At 62.8% G+C, this 18006-nt stretch carries 17 protein-coding genes and 1 pseudogene; 7 read left to right on the top strand and 11 right to left on the bottom strand.

The genetic code is table 11. The features are described 5' to 3' along the window. Nucleotides 1-173: 173 nt before the first annotated feature. Both FVA80_RS08755 and FVA80_RS08750 read right to left on the bottom strand, forming a co-directional pair. Nucleotides 174-1342, bottom strand: a pseudogene (locus FVA80_RS08755) (IS3 family transposase). 430 nt (nt 1343-1772) lie between these two features. Further along, nucleotides 1773-1985 (bottom strand): helix-turn-helix domain-containing protein, encoded by a 213-nt coding sequence (locus FVA80_RS08750; RefSeq protein WP_147910064.1) that lies wholly within the window; start codon nt 1983-1985, stop codon nt 1773-1775. 109 nt (nt 1986-2094) lie between these two features. On the opposite strand from FVA80_RS08750, the gene FVA80_RS08745 reads away from it, so the two are divergent. From FVA80_RS08745 to FVA80_RS08730, 3 genes are all read left to right on the top strand, one after another. Next, nucleotides 2095-2394 (top strand): hypothetical protein, encoded by a 300-nt coding sequence (locus tag FVA80_RS08745; protein ID WP_147910055.1) that lies wholly within the window; start codon nt 2095-2097, stop codon nt 2392-2394. 13 nt (nt 2395-2407) lie between these two features. Next, nucleotides 2408-2632 (top strand): hypothetical protein, encoded by a 225-nt coding sequence (locus FVA80_RS30415; RefSeq protein WP_187193631.1) that lies wholly within the window; start codon nt 2408-2410, stop codon nt 2630-2632. 446 nt (nt 2633-3078) lie between these two features. After that, entirely contained in the window at nt 3079-3897 is an 819-nt protein-coding gene (locus tag FVA80_RS08730; RefSeq protein ID WP_147910053.1) for an HNH endonuclease, read from the top strand. A gap of 30 nt (nt 3898-3927) precedes the next feature. On the opposite strand, the gene FVA80_RS08725 is transcribed toward FVA80_RS08730, so the two are convergent. Next, nucleotides 3928-5069, bottom strand: a protein-coding gene (locus tag FVA80_RS08725) for an IS3 family transposase (RefSeq protein ID WP_147911034.1) whose coding sequence is annotated in 2 segments (ribosomal slippage) — nt 3928-4802 and nt 4802-5069 — 1143 coding nt in all. Because the reading frame shifts where the segments join, the coding sequence is not laid out codon by codon here. 527 nt (nt 5070-5596) lie between these two features. Here FVA80_RS08725 and FVA80_RS08720 point away from each other — a divergent pair. Then, nucleotides 5597-7021 (top strand): phosphomannomutase, encoded by a 1425-nt coding sequence (locus tag FVA80_RS08720; RefSeq protein ID WP_147910947.1) that lies wholly within the window; start codon nt 5597-5599, stop codon nt 7019-7021. A gap of 461 nt (nt 7022-7482) precedes the next feature. On the opposite strand, the gene FVA80_RS08715 is transcribed toward FVA80_RS08720, so the two are convergent. Next, nucleotides 7483-7875, bottom strand: a complete 393-nt coding sequence (locus tag FVA80_RS08715) for an HNH endonuclease signature motif containing protein (RefSeq protein ID WP_147910946.1) — start codon at nt 7873-7875, stop codon at nt 7483-7485. Beyond that, nucleotides 7875-8318 carry a hypothetical protein gene (locus FVA80_RS08710; RefSeq protein WP_147910945.1) on the bottom strand — a complete coding sequence of 148 codons (444 nt, stop codon included), beginning with the start codon at nt 8316-8318 and terminating at the stop codon, nt 7875-7877. Before FVA80_RS08710 ends, FVA80_RS08715 begins: the two co-directional genes overlap by 1 nt. A 1188-nt stretch (nt 8319-9506) precedes the next feature. Between FVA80_RS08710 and FVA80_RS08705 the strand changes: the two genes are divergently transcribed. Next, entirely contained in the window at nt 9507-9830 is a 324-nt protein-coding gene (locus tag FVA80_RS08705) for a polyhydroxyalkanoic acid system family protein (RefSeq protein WP_187193630.1), read from the top strand. Between the two features lie 23 nt (nt 9831-9853). Here FVA80_RS08705 and FVA80_RS08700 read toward each other — a convergent pair whose 3' ends face one another. From FVA80_RS08700 to FVA80_RS08690, 3 genes are all read right to left on the bottom strand, one after another. Further along, nucleotides 9854-11098: a capsule biosynthesis protein gene (locus FVA80_RS08700; RefSeq protein WP_147909745.1), complete on the bottom strand. Its 1245-nt coding sequence runs from the start codon at nt 11096-11098 to the stop codon at nt 9854-9856. A gap of 644 nt (nt 11099-11742) precedes the next feature. Continuing rightward, nucleotides 11743-12180 carry a response regulator gene (locus tag FVA80_RS08695; RefSeq protein ID WP_147909744.1) on the bottom strand — a complete coding sequence of 146 codons (438 nt, stop codon included), beginning with the start codon at nt 12178-12180 and terminating at the stop codon, nt 11743-11745. A gap of 31 nt (nt 12181-12211) precedes the next feature. Continuing rightward, nucleotides 12212-12727 (bottom strand): GAF domain-containing protein, encoded by a 516-nt coding sequence (locus FVA80_RS08690; RefSeq protein WP_147909743.1) that lies wholly within the window; start codon nt 12725-12727, stop codon nt 12212-12214. A gap of 924 nt (nt 12728-13651) precedes the next feature. Between FVA80_RS08690 and FVA80_RS08685 the strand changes: the two genes are divergently transcribed. Then, nucleotides 13652-14845, top strand: coding sequence for a flagellin (locus tag FVA80_RS08685; RefSeq protein WP_147909742.1), 1194 nt, complete (start codon nt 13652-13654; stop codon nt 14843-14845). Nucleotides 14846-15652: 807 nt separating this feature from the next. Here the strand turns inward: FVA80_RS08685 and FVA80_RS08680 are convergent. Then, entirely contained in the window at nt 15653-15976 is a 324-nt protein-coding gene (locus tag FVA80_RS08680; protein ID WP_147909741.1) for a hypothetical protein, read from the bottom strand. A 668-nt stretch (nt 15977-16644) separates the two neighbouring features. Between FVA80_RS08680 and FVA80_RS30410 the strand changes: the two genes are divergently transcribed. Then, nucleotides 16645-16812, top strand: a complete 168-nt coding sequence (locus FVA80_RS30410) for a hypothetical protein (RefSeq protein ID WP_187193629.1) — start codon at nt 16645-16647, stop codon at nt 16810-16812. A gap of 374 nt (nt 16813-17186) precedes the next feature. Here FVA80_RS30410 and FVA80_RS08670 read toward each other — a convergent pair whose 3' ends face one another. Together FVA80_RS08670 and FVA80_RS08665 are read right to left on the bottom strand one after the other, a co-directional pair. Then, entirely contained in the window at nt 17187-17447 is a 261-nt protein-coding gene (locus FVA80_RS08670; protein ID WP_238261124.1) for a hypothetical protein, read from the bottom strand. A 7-nt stretch (nt 17448-17454) separates the two neighbouring features. Then, the gene (locus FVA80_RS08665) at nt 17455-17772 is read right to left on the bottom strand and encodes a hypothetical protein (protein ID WP_147909740.1); all 318 of its coding nucleotides are present in this window, start codon (nt 17770-17772) and stop codon (nt 17455-17457) included. Nucleotides 17773-18006: the final 234 nt, after the last annotated feature.

Genomic DNA, 18006 nt, shown 5'->3' with positions numbered 1-18006 from the left:
CTGGGCCGCGAGTACCTGCTTGGGATAGTCAGTCCGCGTCAGGCGGCTTCGGCGAGGTGCTGATCACCGGCGGATTGCCGCTAGTTCAGGGCAGCAGGGCGTCGAGATCGCGGGTGGGGTGGTCGTTGATGCGCGCAAGCGGCCCCCTCCCATTCGGTAGCCCAGGTTCAAAGTTAGTGCATTGTCGGTCGCGTGACGATGGCGGGGTGAGCGGATCGCACTGAGCCGCTCGACTCCCTTGTCCAGATGACGACCTCCGGTGCAGGCGGTTTGTAGCCCAACGATGAGTGTGGGCGGATGGTGTTGTAGTCTTTCCGCCATTGTTCGATCACGACGCTGGCTTCCTTGAGCGTGTTGAAGACCTCGCCGTCGAGTAGCTCGTCCCGCAGCTTCGCGTTAAAGCTCTCGCAAGAGCCGTTCTCCCATGGACTGCCCGGCTCGATGTAGGCGGTCTTCGAGCCGACCGCTGCGATCCAGTCCTGAACGGCTTTGGCGATGAACTCCGGCCCGTTGTCTGAGCGGATATGACCCGGCACACCGCGCAGGCTGAACAGATCCGAGAGAACATTAATCTCGTCGAGTGCCTTCAGCTTGCGAGATACACGGATTGCTAGGCACTCCCGGGGGAACTCGTCGATCACATTCAGCATTCGGTACTTGCGCCCATTATGCGTGCGGTGCTCGACGAAGTCGTAGGACCAGACGTGGTCGGGGCGCTCCGGCCGCAATCGTAGGCAGGAGCCGTCGTTGAGCCAGAGGCGTGCCCGCTTCGGTTGCCGAGCGGGGACCTTGAGCCCCTCTCGCCGCCAGATCCGTTCGACCCGTTTCAGGTTCACCGTCCAGCCATCGCAACGGAGCATCGCCGCGATCCGACGGTAGCCGTAGCGCCCGTATTAGAGGGCCAACGCGATGATCGCAGCCGTCATGGCGGCCTCGTCCTCGACCAGGACAGCGCATTTGCGCTGGGTCGAACGATGCTGACCCAGGACACGGGAGGCGAAGCGTTCCGAGACGCCATGCTCGGCAACGACGGAATCGACGCAAGCCCGGCGGCGAGCCGGGCTCAGAAGTTTCCCGAAGCTGCCTCCTTCAGGATCAGCTTTTCCAGGGTCAGGTCGGAGATCGCTCGGCGAAGCCGCAGGTTCTCTGTCTCCAGAGACTTCAATCGCTTGACCTGACCGCCCTTCAAGCCGCCGTATTCGGCCCGCCAGCGATAATACGGGACCTCCGTCACCTCGATGGACCGGATTGCTTCAGCAACCTTGCGCCCTTGCGAGACCAAGACATCCACCTGGCGCAACTTGGCGACGATCTCTTCAGCCGTATACTTCTTCCGTCCCATGAAAATATCTTCCACATGGCCCAAAGCCATACATCAGGGAGGACCACTTTTCAGGAGGCAGGCCAGCACCCTGCTGGCCTGCTTCGTTTCCACCCGGCCGGCATCCGGTGTGATGCGCGGTAGCAACACGCCGTCTAACGACCCTCGACCCGCCGGAGGCCCTACCAACGCAGCTGTCCAATCTTTCCGAAGCGCGCGAAGCCCGTTATCCGACAACGTCCACTGCAAGCCGGCAACGAATGTGGGGCACAAGGTGGGGCCGCTTATTTTCATTATACATTAAACCAAACGAAAACAAAGGCTTACCGGTATGAATTGGCGGAGGGAGAGGGTTCAGGCAAGACCTACTCGCCATTGATTGTGACCACCAATTAGTGCGGCATTGCTCGTTCCAGCTGCTGCAGTGGTAGCTTGTAGCCGTTAGAGGGCATCACGGCGCCTTCCGCTCCCGAAACCGGATTCCAGCTCCGCCGCCATTCTCAGGGATGAACTCCAGGCCGGCGGCCTCGAGAGCGGTTCGAATTTTTTCGACGCTGCTAAGCCGAGCGTCTTGGCCAGCCTCAAACCGATTGATCGTGTTGGCGCCCACGCTGGCTTCACGTGCAAGATCTTGTGTGGTCCACCCAAGCGCGGCCCGGGCCATTCGGCATTGAAACGACTTCATATGGTGATTTTATTACCGAATGTGGTTGACTCCAAACTGGTGATGCCGCTACCGTAAGTGGTGTTATTTACACCACAAGGCTCATCTTATGCCCCTCCTGCGCCGCATCTCCTGGAACGCCGCACTCCGCGACGTTCGTGACGACCGCGCCAAAATCCCGGTCGGTCTTCTTGCTGCCAAAGCCTCCATCAACCTGACCGTCCGCTACGACCGTCGCCCACTGGTCGTCGCGGGCAAGTTCGACCGGTCCGCCATCATGCGGGCTGCAGCCAAGGCCGCACACCTCCATCAGGCACGGTACGGCTGCTCCTGGACCGACGCCATGTCTGTGGCGCTCAAGGCCGCTTGGGGCGCCGCCAAGCTCGCCCGTCACATGGCCAGACACTGAGGGGAGGGGGGCCATGAACCACGCACTCCCCCTGGTCCTACGCTCGCCAACCCAGCGTCTCGCCCACGCTCGGGAGGATCACGCGACCTGCCTCGTCCTGGCCGCCGCGTACCGCGACCGCCTCATCCGCGCCGACGGCGATCCCGCAGACCTACGCCAGCGCCACACGTGGGCCATCGACCACGCCCGGACGCTCCGTACCCGCTTCCCCGGCGTCCTAAGCGCCTCGCAGGCCTAACCGACCTCCGACCAAAGCACCTGCCACTTTCGACCTACCGCCACGAGCCTCATTGGGAGCGCGAACGATGACGTATGCGCGCATCCCCGATTTCAGCCAGTGCGGAGAGGGCTGTGGGACATGGCAGCCGGCTCTATCCGCGCAGCAGGCTGACACGACAACTCGACCTGGCAAGGCCAGCGAACCCGCGCCCAGTGTCACGTCCCCGAATTCAGCAACGAGGCAAACCATGGCTCAGAAGAGACCGCGCAGTCGCGCGGATGACCACGCAAGTCCGACAGTGGCGTCATTAGCCCTTCAAGTGAAACTCGTCGCCCGAGAGGACGACGCAGAGCTGAGGGGCCTGATCGAACGCTATGAGCAACTCCTGTGTGATTGGGAGGGCCTAACCCACCGGGCGCTCAAAGCGCTCGCAGTCCGACCAAGCCCTCAAGGCAAGCGTCACGATGCCGTACGTCGCTCTTGAGGACGTCGGCACGACTAAGCGTCGATCATTATCGGGGCGCCGCCGGCTCGAGGTTTGGGAGAAGACTGGCGGCACCTGCATCCTGTGTGATCGGCGGATCGACGGCGTGCGCGAGCGCTGGATCGTCGAAAACATCCGGGCCCTCGAGCTCGGGGGGATGGATGACATCGACAACATGGGCCCCGCGCATGAGGCTTGCGGTCGCAAGAAAACGCTTGATGATCACGCCCGGGCCGCCGAAGCGAAGCGGCAGAAGATCCGCCATCTGGGCGCCGCCGTCGCTGCTAGGCCGCTGCCGGGTTCGCGGGCCGGCCCGCTCAAGCGAAAGGTCAATGGCACCGTTGTCCGTCGCGATCCTGCGGCTCGTCGTTCCAACAATGAAGGGCTGGGATCGGACCCGGAGGAGGCCTTGGACTTCGATCCAACACGACCCTCGATGGATTCGACGACTCGATCAGTCGATCGGCTTTGTGTCCGACCCGAACCTTCCGCTAAGGATCACGGGGCAGGAACGAAAAGTCAGATGACGAATCAACCGCGGCTGCGCAGACGTGAAATAATTCCCGGTCCGGATGTCGATGCAACGGCATCGGGCGAGGTGATGCCGGATATCCCTGCCCATCTCGGTTTCCTGTTTGACGAGCGGCCTCTCTTACCGGGCGAGGTCACAGACCAGTACGACGCGCTCCTGCGCAGCATCGTCCAGCAGGTGAAACCCGTCGATGTGATCGAAGCAATCTGGGTCAAGGATGTTATCGACCTGATCTGGGAGGCCAAACGGCTTCGCCGTTTGACCTGACCGGTATTTTGGACCGAGCCGATTGAGAGGCTACTGCATGGTGGCGGCCATGGGTAGCCGGAAGGCCAGGTCCGGGAAGGTGACAGGCGCGGGCGGCCGATAGCCCAAGGACGAATGCGGTCGAACGCGGTTGTAGGTATTCTGCCACATGCCGATCACGGTCTGTGCCTCCTTGAGCGAGTAGAAGATCTCTTGGCGTAGGCACTCGTCCTTCAGCTTGCCATTGAAGCTCTCACAATAGCCATTCTCCCACGGCGATCCTGGTGCGATGTACTGGATCTGCGGGCCGGTTTTGGCGACCCATTTCCGCAAAGCCTTCGAGATCATCTCTGGGCCGTTGTCGCAGCGGATGTTGTCGGGGATGCCATGCAGGCACATCGCATCGGCCAGCGCCTCGATCACACCCAGACTGCTGATGCGCCTCGCGACCTTTAGCGCCAGGCAGGCGCGACTGTGCTCGTCGATCAGCGTCAGGATACGCAGGCTTCGCCCGTCATGGGTCTGGCCCTGCACAAAGTCGAAGCTCCAGACGTGATTGCGATGGAGAGGCCGCAGCCGTACGCAGGAGCCATCGTTCAACCAGAGACGGCTGCGTGGTCGATGCTTTTGCGGGACCTTGAGCCCCTCACGACGCCAGATCCGCTGAACCCGGTCTTTCCCCACCTGCCAGCCCGCTGCCTGCAGCAGTGCGGTGACGCGGCGGTAGCCGTAGCGTCCGTACTCGGACGCCAAGGCGATGATGGCGCGGGTCAGCGCATCCTCGTCAGCTGGTACCGTGGGCACGTAGCGTTGCGTGCCTCGGTGCTGGCCGACGATCCGGCAGGCGTGACGCTCCGAGAGGCCGTACTTCTCCTGGATGGCGTCGACTGCCTGCCGGCGTCGCTCCGGGGCTATAAGTTTCCCGAGGCGACATCCGCCAGCACCTGCTTCTCCAGGGACAAGTCAGCCACGAGCCGGCGCAATCGAGCGTTCTCGCGCTCCAAATCCTTCATCCGACGGGCCTGGTCGATTTGCAGGCCCCCGTACTCCTTGCGCCAGCGATAGTAACTCTGCTCGGAGATCTCCGCCTCCCGGCACGCTATCGCCAAACTCTTACCCTGGGCCGTCTGCACCTCAATCTGGCGCAGCTTCAGCACCACCTGCTCCGCACCCGTCTTCTGACCTCGCTTCATGTCCAGCTCCTTCAGTCCTGGCTGATCCTCTCAATCAGCCCGGTCCAAAGCCAGCCGGTCAGGTCACTGAAGCGATTACTCGCGCATGTCGCGCCGCTGCCCGTGCCCCCACCGCAGCCTGAGGCCGATAAGCAGCACGACAAGGGAGCCATGGAAGCCCACGCCTTCCTGAGCGCAGTCGCTGCCGCAATGCCGCGGATAAACCCACCCAACGCTGCAAACGACGACCCAATGGAGAGTGTTCACAAGGTCGTCGAGTACGCCCTGGCACAGTCCGGCTACTTGCGCTGAAGGTATTCACCCGGTTTTCGTGGCAGCGAATTGCCGCGCGTTTGGCGCAGCGAGATTGACTACACATGTGTAGAGGTCGACTGTCTCAGTCGGGGAATAGTGCGACGGCGGTGTGGGGTACATGGGGGTCGCGGTGGTTTTGAAATCGCCCCCCCGCCGGCAGGCGTTGAGAAAAGGGGCGATTCACGGCATCAGGCGTTGGAACAGACCTAACCGCTTGAGTCGATGGAAACGCCGTGAGCAGCTTGAAATTTGGCACCAGTGGCCTGCGGGGTCTCGTGACAGACCTTGTGGGCTGGCCGAGCTACGCATACGCCAGCGCGTTTTTCCGATCCGTCACGGCAGATGGTGCCGCCCGTAAGGTGGTGATCGGCCGTGACCTGCGCGACAGCAGCCCAGGCATCGCCGCGACCGTAGTGAGCGCCGCGGCGGCATCCGGCTTCGAGGCGATCGACTGCGGCGCCCTTCCAACCCCAGCCCTCGCACTTGAAGCGATGCGGCGTGGGGCCTACGCCGTCATGGTCACCGGCAGTCACATCCCTGAGGATCGCAACGGTCTGAAATTCTATCGGCCCGACGGCGAGATCACCAAGGACGACGAGATCGCCATCCTGGCGGCGTTGGGGGATGTCACTGCGGTCGGTGAGATACCGACAGCAGTGACAGCGATATTAGAATCCGGCGCCATCGAGCGCTACCACCAGCGCTACAGCGACGCCTTCGCGCCCGAGATCCTGAAGGGTGTACGCATCGCGGTTTACCAGCAAAGTTCGGTCGCTCGCGACCTGCTGAGTGAACTGCTCGCGCGCTTCGGGGCGAGCGTCACGCCAATCGGTCGCTCGGACAGGTTCGTGCCGATCGATACCGAGGCGCATCGCCCCGAAGACATCGCGTTCATCCTGGACGTAATGTCGTCCGGCGACTTCGACGCGCTGGTGACGACGGATGGTGACGCGGACCGGCCGCTGCTTGCCGATGGTGCCGGGCGGATCGTGCGCGGGGATGTGCTCGGGCTGATCACTGCGCGCTACCTAGGCGCCGATACGGTCGTGGTCCCTGTGACCGCCGGTTCGGCGCTGGAGCAGTCCGGCGGCTTCGGCCGAGTCGTGCGGACCAAGGTCGGCTCGCCCTTCGTCATCGCCGGTATGGAACAGGCGAAGGAAGCCGGGGCGCAGGCCGTCGTGGGTTTCGAGGCGAACGGTGGGTTCCTGCTCGGATCGGATGTGACTCTCGGGGGCAAGATTCTGTCCGCCTTGCCGACGCGGGACGCGATGCTCCCAATTCTGGCGACACTCGCCGCGGCACGCGCGGCGGGTACGCTGACCGATCTCGTGACCTCGCTCGATGCGGGGGAGATGGCGAGCGACCGGCTGCCCAACACGCCGTCGGAGCGAAGCAGCGCCTTTCTCGAACGGCTCCGCGAGCCGAACTTCCGAGGCGAATTTCTCCGGTCGATCGGTTCGCCGCAATCGGTCGATGAGCAGGATGGGATCCGGATCGGCCTGGACGGCGGCCGGTCGATTCATTTCCGGGCCTCAGGCAATGCTCCTGAGCTACGCTGCTATGCAGAGGGCAAGTCCGCTCGCGACGCTCAAGCTCTCGTCCAGTGGGGACTGACAGCAGCGGCGGCAGCCATGGCGGGACGGCCCGACCAGTCATAACGGCCGAGACAGCCAGCGTGATCGAGGTACCGCGTCGCGATACGTTCTCACATCACCGGAGCGCAGAACCAACGCCCGCCATCGGCGGATCGTCGGTTGGGCTTGGGAGACGGACGCGCCGGAAACACCGGTCGCCGTATTGATCGCGATCGACCGGCGTATCCTGGGCCGGTGCAAGGCGGATTCGTTCCGTGAAGATCTGGCAGTACACGGCATCGGGACAGGCCGGTGTGGTTTTGCGATGAGCATAACGGCAGCCTTGCTATCACCACGCCACGGCTACGAGATCAGCGCCCGGCGGGAGGGCGATGGGACTCATCTACCCGGCTCGCCTTATGTGCTCGCGCCGGCGATCGGAATCGTCGGCGAGCCATAGCGCTTTGCCAAAGCCAGAAATTTCAACCCGGCCGCACCCATTGAATGGCCCTGAGGCGCTCGCGGGCATCGAGCGGGCTGGAGCACTATCGATCTCGCCTATCCAGCCGCTCACCTGTGTCTCGCCGGACGACACCACCACCGATCAGTCGCTTGAATGGGCTGGCCTTGCCGCCCGGAAGCGAACGGCGATGCGCATCCGTGATGCCTGCATGCCGGTCATGCACGCGGCGAACCCGCGCGATCACACCGACGTCGATCACCGTCTTGGCCGTGTGACAGGGCCTGCACAGCACCTGGCAGTTTTCGAGCGACGCATCCTCGGTCAACGCTGCTGGCACGATGTGATCGTAGTGGAACCGCCCAACGTGCAGGACGCATGGGCAGCGGCTGCCATCGGTCAGCACACCCTCGCATCGCCCCATCGCTCGGTCGAGGGCCGCGCGCAGGACAGCTTTGCTGAATTCCCGGCGGGGCATCACACCCCTCCCACGTCAGCAGTCGGGATCGGACCACCCAGATCGGAGGCGATCGCCGCGCGTTCAGGTCCGCTCTCGGCCAGTCGATAGGTATGCAGTTCACTCGCCCCGCGTATCGCGCAGGCGGCGAGCCACCCGAGAAAACCCGGATCGCCGGCTGGGCAGACGCGAACAGCGGCAATCGAGGCCTGTCCCTGCTCGTCGCGGCCCACGGCCAAGACGACCGCAGGATCTTCGGCGACGAGATCGACGGTATCGAGCGGCTGCACCACGACGACGTAGCGTCGGCCCGAGTGCCCCCGCCAAGCGCTCATAGCGAGGACAGGCGCGCCCCGTAAGCCCGTGCTCGTGCGTAGACGCTCCTCGCGAATCGCCGAGCGTGCCACTCGATCGGACTTCAGCTCGCGCAGTGCGGCCGCCCAAGAGATGCTGCGATTGGACATGCCCGCCCTCACGCAGAGATCGGGGAGGGCGGTGCCAAGCGGCGGTCCGATATCCGACAGCTACACAGTCTCAGCGTTGGGCAATCGAGCGGGGATGGGGAGGGGAGGGTAAAATCGGGGAGATACATGACACGCACCGAGTTCGCGGCGGGATCGGCCCCGCCACTGCCCCGACCCCGCACGCAGCCCAGTAGGCCTGCAGGGTGATGTCATCCTTCAAATGTCCCGCCCCGCTTGCGGGCGGCGTCCCTCAGGCGGCCGGAGCTTTGGCGCTCACGTCCGCCGGTCGGTCTTTGAGCGATTGAGTGTCATACGAACCAGACACCTCCCGGTGCAGGATGGTTATAAAGTATAGATGAATATCATGCCCGGATCTGAGCCTTGAGTATGATCACATCGATGGCCAAAACCAGCTTGATACGACGGCATGATTGTTCTAGCACTCCGCTGCGTGCCAGTAGGTAACGCTCGTCTAAGGAGTCTTACTCATAAATTTCACGTCCCGAGTCGCGTAGGGGGCTTTTTCGTGGCCCACTGAGTAACGCTCCATTCGTCCGAGCAGTCCAGTGGAATATGCCCGCCTCGTTCAGGAAATTAGCGATGGCAATCTTACCTCCCCAATCGATCCAAATAACCAGTACTCAGTTCAAACATCGTCTCGCCGACGCAAATTCGTCAGGCGAGCCGACCTGCCGCCACGGATCAACTCCAACCCGCCTCAATCCAGTCGCGGTGCGACGCGCAGGCAACAATCCAAGGCCTGGGCATGGCGACCATTTTCCTACTCACTGCCGGCGTCCGTGAGAGGGGGGCGCAAAAGGCAGCAACCGACTTTCGGCTCGTGACACGGAATGCCGCCACGGAATCGTGCAGGGCAGGGCATGCATCGACGGGGTCCGCGTCGGTCACAGCATGTGACGGCGGCGGGCAAGCAGCTTGACCGATCGATCGTGATGCGAGCGAAGAGGTGCTGTGATGAAAAGGCCGCCTCAGCATGCGCTGAACGAGCTAAGCTCGTAAGCTGAGGGGTATATCGGCACGGAACCCGGTCTCGGTTCTGTGACCCATGCGTCCGCGGCAAATCTCGAACCACCTCCGCGGGGTGGTCTGGAAGGGAAGCGTCTTGCGATGGTGACCGGCGCTTAACCCGCGCTCGCCACTTTGCAAACGACCATCATGGGAAGGCATATGCCGAAGCACATCACCATCGCGATCCCACACGATCTCGGCGCGGCAGAAGTGATCCGTCGCCTGGACCAACGGACCGACTGGGCGGTGCAGCGGTTGAAGCGCGAGAACATCTCCGTCACGATGACAGAGTGGGTCGAGGGCCGGAGGGCATTCACGGCGCGCGCTCTTGGACAGGACGTCCGAGGTAACATCGTCGTGGCGGGCGACACCTTGTTGCTCGAAGCCAAGATGCCCTGGACCATAGGCGTGTTTGCACCTGCGATCGAGGCGGCAGCCAAGCATTACGCGGCACGGCTACTCGCCACAGCTGAGGCTGCCTAAAACCTCCGAATGCCTGGCCTCAATCAGCTAACCATTGTTTTGCGGGCAAACATCGCAGCCGCAAACATAACAGCGGATCCTGCGGCGATCAGGCTTATCATCAAAAGGCGCCGAGGCTCCGTGGCGGAATCTGCCTTTATCGGTGCGGTGATCATGTTGAAGAACTGCGGCTGCCGAGCGACCAAGATGCGTGCTCGGTCAAACGCCTTCCGAACCTCTTCGGCGTATTTGACTGCGCTTTTCCGCTCATGATCGAGAGCCTCGAACCGCGTCAGCGCGCTTGCGAGCTGACGTTTCTGGTTCGGATCCTGGCCTGTGGCCTGCCGTTCGATTCGAGCGATGTTGTCATCGAGATCTCTGATCTGCTGCTTGATATCGATGATCCGACGAGACTCTGGGCCGAGATCTCGCTGGCCGATCGAGAGCTGAACGGCCAAGTTGATGCGGGAGCCTCGCAGCTCTGAGACGAGCTTGAGATTGGCCTCGTTGGATTTTTGAGCATCGAGCAGGCCTTCGCGATTGCGCAGATCCGTTTGAGCGAGGTCAAGCTTAGCGACGCGATCCTCAGCGATCTTCAGTTCACGCGTGCTCTCAACCAAGGCATCCTCACGCGCCCGCAAACTGAGGTTACCCAGCATCTGCTCGGCATCCTTCAGGATCGCTTGTGTGATCGCCAGTGACTCGTCTGGATCAAACGCCTCTACCGTCAGTCCCATGATGCCCGAGGCGGACTCGACATCGATGGACACCCGCCGCTTCCAGTAGCGAAGCGCTTTTTCAATCGGCTTCTCAGGGTTGAGCCGGGACGCGAAATCGACGCTGTCGCGGCCGAACCATTCGCGGATCGGCAGCTGGGCCTCGATCTGCTCAAGCATCGGCCGGCTCAGGATGTACTCCTGGGTGATCAGCGTGTCTTGCGCGATCGTCGAACTCACCACGCCGACACTGGTGCCAACCGCATCGGGCGCCGCCTTATCGGCCGTGCCGACCGAGGGGCGGATGGCGAACTTCACCTCGGTCACGTACCGATCCGAGGCGATCAGGCCATAGTACAGCGCCCCACCCAGCGTCGGCAGCACGAAGCAGACCACGAACAGGATCAGGATCCAGGGATCGCTTTTGACGTGGCTCTGGTAGGACGTCACACCCTTCTTGCGGTCCCGGAAGCTGGGAACGTTTGGTAACCGCTGCAGGACCTTGGCGATCGCTTTTTGATTCTGAGGGGCGGCGATGGGCTGTCCGCCGGCCTTCCGAGCTTCCATATTCATGGACCAGTCCCTGGCGCTGGCGATCCGCGAGGTTTCGAGACTCGGCCGGATACCGGCGGCCTCAGTGCGGCTGTGCGCATGGGCAGTCCCATCAGCTCGCGGCAAAAGCATGTCGGCCCTAGCGATCAGGTCCGCGCCGATCTCGATGGCGTGATGGATCTCCGGGATGGTCAGGAGCTCGCTCTTGGATGTGAAACGCAGAGCGACATTCTCGTCGTCACCGTTTCCCAGGCATCCTGGTCCGGGACAATCCCTGCGAAGCCGTACTCGGCCGGACCCGATCGATCAGTACCTCTGCGGCCGTCGCGGTCAAAGGCTAGGCCTTCGCCCTCCGCCTCACCAGGGCCTACCGCGCCCTGATGTCGGGGAAGCCGCCCCCTTAAGGAGGGGTTGGCCAGTAAAATGCCGGGACGGCTCTCGAGGCGATGCAGGGCACGGACCGCGGCGACGCGTTGGTCGGCCATACCCGGGTCATTGGCGGTACGAAGATAGAGGCAGTACGGCAGCGTGTCGGTCGTGGTTCAGAAGCCCGTGCCAGAGACCAAGCTTGGCCCGCTCGCCTCTGGCAGCTCGCTCGAACGCGGTCATGAACCGAGGTGGACGTTGACGCGGGCAATTCGATGTCGCCACGACCGCCCGCTCGGCTAATCCAGCACCACGACGGTCGGCCGTGAGTGATCCCACTTGCCGTGAGGAAACGCGTGCTTCCTCTCCACCGCAGCAGCGATCTGCGCGCTCAGATCGGCTGGCGTAAACGGCTTCAACAGCACGCCATCGACGCCGGCCTCGCCCGCCGCTTCCACCATCTCGCCAGTTCGCGAGGTGGTCATCACGAACGTCAGCGCCCGATTGTCCGTCCGCCTCCGTACCAGCATGATAAATGCGGTGACGCGCATCGGACCGACCCGCGCGTCGATCACCGCGATGTCGGGTGCGGTCGCCTCGATCTGCCCGCGTGCGGTGAGGGTGTCGAAGGCGACATCCGAATTCGTCAGACCGGCTGAGCCGAAAATTTTGGCCACGAGGCGCGCGACCGCCACCTGACCATCGACGATGAGAACACGTGCGTCCGAGCGTAGCATCGCTCAAGCCTCCTGTGGCAGCGGGGCGAACTCAGACACGCTGATGTTCAGCAGAACGCGCGGCTTGCCGGACCCAAATCTCGCCCGCGACCCGGTCAGCCAAATGTCGCAACGTGGGGACGTCGATCTCATCCGCGGTGCGCGGGCGCTGATCGATGATGCACAGCGCACCGAGACGGATGCCATCTCCGTAGTAGAGCGGAGCCCCCGCGTAGAACCGCACGTGCGGTGGTCCGACCACGAGCGGATTCGAGGCAAAGCGCGAATCTTGCCGCGCATCGGGAACGATCAAGACTACGTCCTGTGCGACTACATAATTGCAGAATGACGCGTCTCGCGTCGTCTCACAAATATCCAAGCCGACGCGAGACTTGAACCACTGCCGCCGCGCGTCGAGCAGTATGATAAGCGCGACCGGCGCGTCGAAGGTCAGGGCGGCTTCTTGGCAAAGATCGTCAAAAGCGGGATCTTGCGGCGTATCGAGTAGGTCGAGATTTTCCAAAACGGCGAGGCGTTCAAGTTCATTAGCGGGAACAGGATACGTCATGCTGCAGAACTCGAACCGCGATCGTGCTCGAACGAGTCTGAGCCAATAGGGATAAGAATCAGTTAGGCGTTCCGAAGCGGCGACCTCGGCCTAACGACACACTGATCGACGACGTCAACCAGGACCCAGAGCGACAGATGACGGCGCCTGAGGGAGGTCTGGAGGCCAAAAACCACTGATCACTGCCGACAAGCGCCCGGCCTTTATTTTGTGCAGGATACCGTCGGAATTGCAGTGACGTGGGTTTTTTCCTCCCAGCGACAGAGGCCGAACTCACCAATCGTCGCCTGAAACGCCGCTCGTGGTTGCGATGTTGAGTTTTACGCAGACGATAGCTGATGCGGTTCAGACGAGGTGGGCGTTGCAGCACACCCAGGTCCTTCGTCAGGCGCCTCGATACCCGCTTTTGCCGTTGCCCTTGGTACTCTCGTGCTGCGGCTCCTCGTACCCCTTGTCGTCAAAGGCACCCATATCACCAGGCTCGGACTCGCCGGGCGATCGAGGCCCCTGCGGTCGCACGGCGACGTCACTCGGGGGATGGGGGCGAGCGTTAGAAGGAGCCTCTGTGACTACCTCTTGAGCTGGGGTTGGTTCGGTACGACTCATCGCACGCTCTCGATCCATTGCGCTCCAGTTTGAAAAAGGAACTCAGGGTGACGTGGTTCCGAAACGGCAGATGGCCGTCAGCCGTAATCCGGCGCACCTTTGCCCTCGCCTTACGGGACCGCGGGCACCAGGCAGCGATAGCGGCGCAGCTCCTCCAACGCCATCGCCCGAGCAGCGATCGAGGGAGAGAGGCCCGTACAAGCAGCACCTCGCCCCGGACCATCCAGCGAAGAGTTTCTTGGAGTGCGACCGCAATAAGATTTCATTCATCCTATCGTGTAAAAAAGCAGTGCACGCTCAATGATGGATGCGTAACCAATGTCTTCTAGCGTCACGCTTACCGCGGCCACCCGCCAAAACCTGCTCTCGCTGCAGGATACCGCTGCGCTGACCGCGACCACCCAGAACCGGCTCTCCACCGGCCTGAAGGTCTCCTCGGCCCTCGACAACCCGGTCAACTTCTTCACCTCGCAGTCCCTCAGCCAGCGCTCGGGCGACCTCGGCAACCTGCTCGACGGCATCTCGAACGGGATCCAGTCGATCCAGGCCGCCAACCAGGGCATCACCTCGATCCAGAAGCTGGTCGATCAGGCCAAGTCGGTCGCCAACCAAGCGCTGTCCACCCAGATCACCACCACCGGCACCGCCTCGACCGCCTACTCGGCTCCGGCCGCTGCAACCACCCTGAACCTCTACGTCAACGGCTCGGCGACCACCGTCGCGCTGGCCACGGCCGACACCCTCGACCAGGCCTTGACCAAGCTCAACGCCGCGGTCGGCGCCGGCAGCTTCTCGAAGAGCACTGACGGCACCAAGATCGTGATGAACGCGTCCTCGGACTTGGAATTCAAGACCTCGGCCGACCAGACCGCACTCGGCTTTGCCGGCGGTACGGCCTCGTCCGGACCGACCTACGGTACCACCGCCGCGGCCGGCCAGAGTTCGGACCTGAGCGTGTCGGGCGTCACAGCCCGGGCGACGCTCGCGACGCAGTACAACAGCCTGCTGACCCAGATCGATCAGCTCGCCGGCGATTCGAGCTTCAACGGCACGAACCTGATCAACGGCAAGAGCGACAACAACAACCTGACGATCAACTTCAACCCGAAGGGCAACTCGAACCTCACGGTCACCGCGACCGACGAGACCTCGGGTGGCCTGGGACTGACCTCGATCACCAGCACCTCGACGAAGACGTCGACGATCGGGCAGGGCAACTTCCTGCTCAACGCCGACATCAACACGACCCTGAACAAGCTCACGACCGCCTCCAGCCAGCTGCGGACGGACTCGTCGACCTTCGGTTCGAACCTGTCGGTGGTGCAGAACCGTCAGGACTTCACTAAGAACTTGGTCAACGTGCTCGACACGGGCTCATCGAACCTGACGTCCGCTGACTTGAACGCTGAAGCTGCGAACTCGCAAGCCCTGTCCACCCGTCAGTCGCTGGGCATCTCGGCCCTGTCGCTGGCGAACCAGGCGCAGCAGGGCATCCTGCAGCTCCTGCGCTAAGCGTCCGCTGCATCGTAGACGTCGCGGCTGGGGTCATCCCCAGCCGTTTTGCGTTGCGTGCGTGCTCGTATCGGCGCCTCGGCGTGGCGTATCTCGACAGGATGACCATCGAGGTGGGTACTTGGACGGCGCTCAGAAGGTCGCCGACGTGGACCTGGAAGGGGGCCTAATCCCGTGCCATGAAGCCGGTCGGCAACGACGAGACCGACGGCAAGTGGCGCGAGCGGTTCAAGCACGCACAGGTGTCTTGGCTGCGCGTGTGGGGCACCGAGCCGCGACCTGGCGGCGGCGCCGCGGGTCCGGCGCCGCCCCGGATCAGGAGACGCCGGGGATCTGCATCCACCTTCGATCGCGTCTTATCCGTGATCTTTGCCGGCCGCCGCGGAAGCGTGCGTGGGAATGTCTCGCGGCGCTACCACTGTGCTTGCTGTCCCGAGGAATGCCATGCCGAGGCAGGCGAACCCCAATGCTTTCATGCGGCGAGAGGGATCTCGAACTGCGCGTTCGTGAGCTAGCACGTCGTACGCTGCAGCCCGATTTGAGTTGGCACGATCGTTGAGCATGACGCCCTCCGTCCACCCCGCAGAAATACGGGCTCGGATGAGGGCTAAATGGTCTGACCTACAGGGCGATGTCCTGTTCGTTGCAGCCGAAATCCACCCGGCCAAATCGTCTGTTGCGGCAACCCGCCGGGCGTTCCGCTTCGAGCCGCGCCCCCCCCCCAAGCCGCGGGCCAGCAGCATGCCTGAGCCCATAATGATCAGCGCGGGACCATCGAGGTCGATCACCCCTCGCGGGTGGACCGCGTCACTGGAGGGAACGTCCCTCCGGTGCCATTGAGCGTCCGGCATCGAGAAGAGCGCGAACCTTGCGCATCGCATGCAGCATGATGTCGGGGCGGGCGACGTCGCTCGCGTGCTCAGCGGCGAAGCTGTCCAGCGCTTCCGTGATTTGGTTCTCGATCTCGTCCATCAGGGCGAGACCGTCCGATCCCTCACGACGCAGGTGCGCCCCCGCGAGCGTCAAGTAGGCCGCGCTGGCAAGGAGAAACGCCACACCATTCGCCTCCTGCGCGGCGGCCGAGGGCGGCTCATCGCAGCTTTTATTGTCAACCGACCTGTCATAAATCATCGGAATGCACCCCTAGTCGTTGTTCAGAGAGCGTATACGCTAATCACCATGCTGCACGCAGCCGTAAATATTGCGCAAACAATCGATATCTATTGACGTCAATACAACACGAAGGCTCACGCCTGCCTTCGTAAGACATCTTTTGGTTGTTGCGACGATGTTGTGGGTGCGGGGTTAGTTCGTCGCGGCAAAAGATGCCCGCGGCTAAGACCTTCAGCGCCGCCGACCCGGCCGATTGCGCTGAGCGAGAGGTCCGCCAGCGGCTACGCGCTGATCCTCGAAGGGTCGAGATCGGACGCAGGACCCAGCAGCTTGCCGACTGCTACAGCGCACTCATGCACGCGATCGTGGAAGCTCCGTGCGGAGGCCGACAGCGAGGACGCGAGCAAAGACGTGTTGGCGCCTTACCAGGGGTGAACCCGTGACTTCGGTTCCGCTCCGCTACTGCAGATGGACGCGCGCGAGGGCCATCTGGTGCGCCCGGCATACTGCGGTCGAGAGTGGTCCGGGCCGGTCATCTCGGACGCGCACCAACGATCGATCGCATGCCGCAGCCAAGGCATCGAGCGCTGCCGACGCAGATGCCATCAAAGCCAGGGCCAGAGCCGAGCCGAGCCGAGCCGACGGAGATCAAAGCAAATATGGTTGCGAGGGTTTGGGGAGCTGTCATGGCGAACCTCCTCAGTCTCCAGTGGGTCGCCCTCAATATTTGGGATGTGAGAAGCCGTAACGCCGTGCGGATCAGCACTCGTCTCAACCGCCGCGCAGACTCTTCGCAAAACGGGTGCTTCATGCTCGTCACGGCCGAGGTGCTCGACATCGCGGCGGCGGCATGAGCGCGACGACTGACTGATGGCGAACTTTATCCGCCCGCATGCGCGCCATTTGACAGGACGGGGCTGATACGACTGGCGACCCGAAGGCAATCTAATCGTGCGGCCTAGCAGACGCTTGGGAGTCGTTGAACAACGCGATCGTTGCCCGAAATGCGGGGCGTCGTGTCAGGAGACTATCTTCTGATCGCACGCCGGTAGTCAGCCGACACGTCGGTCGCGATGGACCGCAGCATCTCCGAGATCTGGACCGTCGTCCGGCGCTACGGTGCCGGCGAGTTCGCCCACATCGCCAAAAGGGATCGCCCCCATCGTTATGACGACGCCGTGGAGATTCCGTACCGAATGCGCGCTCCATCATGAAGCGGCCGATAGGGTCAGTGCACCACCCTGCTGATGCCCGGGCCAAACGCTGCCAGACCGTCCCTCTCCACGACCCCCATAAAGGCGCGGTAGGCATCCCGCTCGGTTGCGAAGCGCTCCTGCCACTCCGTGCTACCGCTCGCCATGTGGACGACCGCCAACTGCCAGGGATCCTGCGTCCCAGCCAACCGATAGATCTCCACGTCGACGGTCTCACCGCCACGAGTGAACGAGCCGGACATACCCGAGTGCTCGTACTCGCGATCCTCGTCCACGGCTTTCTCAGGTCCGTTTAACGTCGCCGACGAACCGGCTCATGTGCACCACGACATCATCGCCGTTGGGCCTCACCCCCGCGCTCTCTGGATGCACTTCAGCCTGCTCAACGCGCTGAGCGATCTCCATAAACACGATCTCGACCGAGGGCGGCCAGGGCACATCGTTGTCTTGGAGCATCTGGGTGGCCCTGACCAGCATATGGAATTGGCTCGGCTGGATCGATGTGCCTGCAACGTGCTGATCGAGGATCCGGTCAGCCAGTGCTGTCGCCAACCCGGCGACCTCCGCGAGCTTGCTGGGCGGGGCGTCAACGTCTGTCATCTCAAGTAGCCCCTCGCTTCCATCGGCTTGGAACTCAGCTCAGGCACGCCCCTTCAGGCAGGCTGCGCCCTGTATCCGCCAGCGAATCGCCCCCGGCCGACCCGTACTAGCTCGTGGAGGGGGGAGCGGCGCATTCATCGTGCCGCATTCAGAATCACTCCCGCCGATTTCGTACTCCGGCGGCCGCCCTGCAGCTGCTCAGGCAGATCTATCAAAATGACGGGATCTACGAAA

It is taken from the genome of Methylobacterium sp. WL1 (assembly GCF_008000895.1).
In the GTDB taxonomy this organism is placed as follows: Bacteria; Pseudomonadota; Alphaproteobacteria; order Rhizobiales; family Beijerinckiaceae; genus Methylobacterium.
The sequence above is the reverse complement of the archived record's forward strand: the minus strand, read 5'-3'. Positions and strand labels throughout refer to the sequence as shown.